Raw genomic sequence first — 3801 nt, forward strand, 5'->3', positions numbered from 1 at the left:
ATGCGGGTACCTTGTGCGTCACAAGGCCCTCGAGTGACAGCCTACCGCTGCCCACCAGCGCGAGCGAAGTCGCGAGGTCGTCAGGCTGGAACTCTGTGGCAATGCGTATGCGAAGTTCACGCCGGAACGCTGGCGCGAAGTTGAACGACAGCGGATCGCTGTAGAAGCCGGCCAGCACGATCTCGCCCCCACGCGCCATGTGCATGACGGTCTGGTCGATCACGCGGTGGTCACCGCTGGCGTCGTAGACCGAGCGGTAATCCCGCCGCTCGTCGGTCTCGGGCCTGACCACCCGATATCCCTCTGCACCCGCCATGCGGGCGTCATTGATTTCCCAAACCGTCGGCTCCACGCCCGCCGCCAGGGCGATGCGTGCCAGAAGGCGGCCGAGTACGCCGTGGCCGATGATCAGATCCGGCATCGCGCCGCCCGCCACCGCATGCTGGGCAGTGGCCGCCAGGCTCATCAGCACGGCTTTTTCGTGGAGTTCGGCCGGCAGCGGAATCACCCGCGCCGCACCGGTGATCAGCGTCTTGGCCTGGCCGCCAAACAGCCCGCGCGCACCTTCGAATTTCGACGATCCCGGCACGAACACGGTCTTGCCGATCATCGCGGTCGCATTCTCGCCGGCGTCCACCACCGTGCCGACCGCTTCATATCCGGGAACCAACGGATATCCCATGCCGGGGAACATCGGCATGGTGCCGTTGTACATCAGCTTTTCCGTGCCCATGGAAATGCCTGAAAAGTCGATCGACACCACCACGTCGTCGGCTTGCGGAGGCGTGAGCGTGAGGGAGCGCAACGCAACGCGCTCCGGCTCTTCCACCACAACGGCCAATGTTTCCATTCAACCAAACCCCTCGTGGGAACCGGTCAGCCTTGCCCCGCTGATCTGTCCCTATACGCCGGCTATTATCCAAAGCGTTCTGCGGCTGTAAAGCGCACATGACCGTTCTGAAAGCAAAAAATTGGACGGACTTCGTCTTCTTTAGGCTTGACGAAACCGGCGAATCCCGTTCCGCGCTTCAGCGCTGCGCGACGATAAGGCGGGTGACCATCGGCAGTGCCGTCGCCACCTCGCGGGCACTGCCGAATCCGGCTTCGGCCAGCAGCGCCAGATAGGCCGCAACGGTGCGCGGCCGGCCCGATCCCATCGCCCACAGATAGAGGCCGAAATAAGCATCGCCCATCACTTCGGCGCCCATTGTGCCGGCCATCGGTTCGGCCAGCAACAAGCGGCCACCGGGCGGCAGCGCGGCATGCGCTTTCCTGAGCAGCGCGCGCACCACATCATCATCATGATCATGGCAGATGCGCACCAGGCTGATCACATCAGCGCCCTGCGGCAGCGGATCATCGCGGAAACTGCCGCCGTGCAGCGACACGTGGGAAAGCCCCCGCGCCGCCAGCTTGGCCTTCGCGCCGTCCACCACGGCGGGCAGATCAAACAATTTCAGGCTCAGCCGCGGGTGGCGCTGCGCCACTTCAGCGAGGAAGGCGCCATGGCCGCCGCCCACATCCATTAGGCAGGTGTGGCGGCTGAAATCATAGGCATCCAGCACCTGTTCGGCCACCATTGGCTGGCTGGCCGCCATCAGCGCCGAATAGGGCGCCACCGCTCCTTCGCCGCCGCCCTGCCAGCTCGCTGCATCGGATGCCGCCGGCAGCCCCTGCCCCGCTGCCGGCGCATAGGTCCAGAACGCCGCCAGCTTGCCCTGCCCGCGCCCGCCCTTCAGCATGGCGATGGGATCGGCCAGATCATCATAGAAGATCTTGTGATGCTCGATCATCGCCAGCGCGCCCTGGTTGGTGGAAAGCGCCGCGCCGCGCTGGCCCAGAACCCACAGATCGGGCGCCGCCAGTTCCACCAGATCAATCGCCTTCGCCGCGCCCAGCAGCCGCTGCATCGCCTCCTGGGGAAGCCCCGCCCCCTGCGCCAGGTCGGCGGTGCTGGCCGGCCCGGCGCTCAGGCGGCGAATCACCCCAGCATCCACGGTCGCGGTCAGCGCCTTGGTCTGCACGAAACCGGTGATCACCGCGAACATGGCGTTGGCGTGATAGCGCGCCGTGCGCCGCATCAACGGGTTGCGCATGGCAAAGCGCTGGAACGCCGGGTTGGCCAGCATCCGGTTGCGCGCGTTCAGCCAGCGCAATTTCCACGCGTAAGAGGCCGTGTTTTCAGCCATGTGCCCCACAAGCTCGTTTCAAACGGTCTGGACAGTCGCTGCCCAAAGGTCAATCATGACCCCTATGGTCAGGTTTAGCTGCCAGACCTTAACGACTGATGATTCGGAAGAGCGATTTGGCAGGCCCTGACAGCGTTGTCATCATCGGAGCCGGCATGGCGGGCCTGTCGGCCGCCGTGCTGCTGGCCGCGCGCGGCGTGCCGGTGACCGTGGTGGAGCGCATGGGCGCCCCCGGCGGCAAGCTGCGCACCGTTGATGTCGGCGGGGTCCAGGTGGATGCCGGCCCCACCGTTTTCACCCACCGCCCGGTGTTTGAGCGGATCTTTGCCGATGCCGGCACCACGCTCGACGCGCATCTCACCCTGCACAAATCCGATCGCCTCGCCCGCCACGCCTGGCAGGATGGCAGCAGCCTTGATCTGTGGGCCGATCACGCCTGCAGTTTTGACGCCGTCGCCCAGTTCGCCGGGCCGCGTGAGGCCGAAGGCTGGACGCGCTTTCAGGCCGAATCCGCCCGCATCTGGAACGCGCTGGAAACCCGGTTCATGGAAAGCCCGGCGATGGGCCCCATCGGTCTCACGCTGAAATACGCCCCCTTCCACTTGCACGAGATGTTCGCGATCAACCCGTTCGCGACGCTATGGAACACATTGGGCAAATATTTCCGCGATCCGCGCCTGCACCAGCTTTACGGCCGCTATGCCACCTACACCGGCGCCGATCCATTCCAGGCCACTGCCACGCTGATGCTGATCGCCCATCTGGAAGCACGCGGCGTGTGGCTGGTGGAAGGCGGCATGCACGAAGTCGCCCGCCAGATGGCGCTGCTCGCCGAGCGGCTGGGCGCGAAGTTCCATTACAACGCGCACGTGGCGGAGATTCTCGTCCGCAATGGCCGCGCCGCCGGGGTTCGCCTCGCCAGCGGCGAGGAACTCCCCGCCCACGACATCCTCTCCAACAGCGACATTTCCGCCCTCGCCGATGGCCGCTTCGGCGCTGCCGCCTCCCGCGCTGTCACCGGCGTCAAACCCCACGAACGCTCGCTTTCCGCCCTCGTCACCATGACGACGGCCGAAACCAGCGGCTTCGAGATGGATCGGCACAACGTCTTCTTCTCCACCGATTATGCCGCCGAGTTCCGGCACATCTTCGGTGAACACCGCCTGCCCACGGAACCCAGCATCTATATCTGCGCGCAGGATCGTGGCATCGGCAAACCGCCCGATGGCCCCGAACGCCTGCAACTCATCGTCCCGCCCACTGGCGACGGCTCCCCACCAACGCCAGAGGAGATGGAACAATGTCAGACAGCAACGCTGGCGGTCCTCGCCCGGTGCGGGCTGACACTGAAACCAACAGCAATGGTGCCAGTGGGCCCAGCGATGTTCGAGGCGCTTTTCCCTTCGAGCGGTGGGGCCCTTTATGGTCGGGCCTCGCACGGGTGGCAGGCCAGCTTCCGCCGGCCTGGCAGCAAGACGAAGCTGCCCGGGCTCTGGGTCGCCAGTGGTTCGGCGCACCCGGGAGCGGGCGTGCCGATGGCGGCCTTGTCCGGCCGCTTGGCGAGCGCAGCGATCCTTCAGGTCCGCGCTTCGATCAGGACGTTGCACCCGGT

The 3801-nt window shown here is 65.8% G+C and carries 3 protein-coding genes; 1 reads left to right on the plus strand and 2 read right to left on the minus strand.

The features are described 5' to 3' along the window. Both bchC and RT662_RS08475 read right to left on the minus strand, forming a co-directional pair. Window positions 1-850, minus strand: an 850-nt coding sequence (gene bchC, locus RT662_RS08470; RefSeq protein WP_313670271.1) for a chlorophyll synthesis pathway protein BchC, incomplete at its 3' end; no start/stop codon positions are given. 178 nt (window positions 851-1028) lie between these two features. Beyond that, the gene (locus RT662_RS08475) at window positions 1029-2189 is read right to left on the minus strand and encodes a methyltransferase (protein WP_313670272.1); all 1161 of its coding nucleotides are present in this window, start codon (window positions 2187-2189) and stop codon (window positions 1029-1031) included. Window positions 2190-2344: 155 nt separating this feature from the next. Between RT662_RS08475 and crtD the strand changes: the two genes are divergently transcribed. After that, on the plus strand, window positions 2345-3801 hold a 1457-nt coding region (crtD, locus tag RT662_RS08480), incomplete at its 3' end, for a 1-hydroxycarotenoid 3,4-desaturase CrtD (protein ID WP_313670273.1).

Origin of the sequence: Sandarakinorhabdus sp. (assembly GCF_032115815.1) — a bacterium.
Lineage (GTDB): Bacteria > Pseudomonadota > Alphaproteobacteria > Sphingomonadales > Sphingomonadaceae > Sandarakinorhabdus.